Genomic DNA, 787 nt, shown 5'->3' with positions numbered 1-787 from the left:
AGGTCGTCTTCCAGCCCGCGGCAGTGGTCTTCCACGACAAGTACCTCGACACCGACGGCCGCTGGATGCCGACCAGCGCCGAGGTGCGGTTCTCCGCCGAGGCGGGACTGCTCATCGCCCACAAGTGGTCGAAGCCCGGCCTGGTGAAGTCCATCCTGCGTCGCTTCGAGTCCGACGGCGCCAGTCCCGAGGAGAAGGCTGCCGCCCGGGAGTTCCGTGCGCGCGAGCGCGAGGGCCGCCTCGTCGAGCAGCGAGACCCCGAACACAGGATCGGCACCTTCTCCGAGGGCCGCTACGCAGAGCACAGGTACTCGCTGTGAACGACTTCCAGGACGACCTCCACAAGTACGACAACGAGGTGCAGCCCGACAACAAGTTCGGGCACACGCTCCGGCTGCTCGAGCAGCACCTCCCCGTCGACCTCGGCGATGACGGCGTGCACCTCGACCTGGCCTGCGGGTTCGGACACATCGCGGAGCCGATCACGGACCGGTTCGGGCTGCACTACATAGGTGTCGACCTCGACGACCAGGAGCTCGACGAGGTGCGCCGGCGCGGGCTGGAGGCCCATGCCGCCGACCTCACCGACCCCGACGTCGCCGAGCGGCTGCGCAAGGTGCTCGACGGGCGTCGGCTGGTCTCGGTGACCTTCCTCGACGGTCTCGAGCACCTCACCAACGGCACCTACGCCCTCAACGCACTGGGCGAGCTGCTGGCCGAGCACCGTGCGGTCGCCGTGACGAGCGTGCCCAACGTGACGCACCTCGATGTCGGCATCAAGACCCTG

At 68.5% G+C, this 787-nt stretch carries 2 protein-coding genes; both read left to right on the top strand.

Annotation, left to right across the window (positions count from 1 at the left end):
- The coding region (locus tag FB586_RS19535) for a hypothetical protein (RefSeq protein WP_222928398.1) at positions 1–320 on the top strand (320 nt) is incomplete at its 5' end.
- On the top strand, positions 317–787 hold a 471-nt coding region (locus FB586_RS18450; RefSeq protein WP_136520832.1), incomplete at its 3' end, for a class I SAM-dependent methyltransferase. The genes FB586_RS19535 and FB586_RS18450, both read left to right, overlap by 4 nt.

Origin of the sequence: Cellulomonas telluris, from assembly GCF_004886325.1 — a bacterium.
In the GTDB taxonomy this organism is placed as follows: Bacteria; Actinomycetota; Actinomycetes; order Actinomycetales; family Cellulomonadaceae; genus Cellulomonas; species Cellulomonas telluris.
This window is presented reverse-complemented; position numbering and strand designations above follow the sequence as displayed.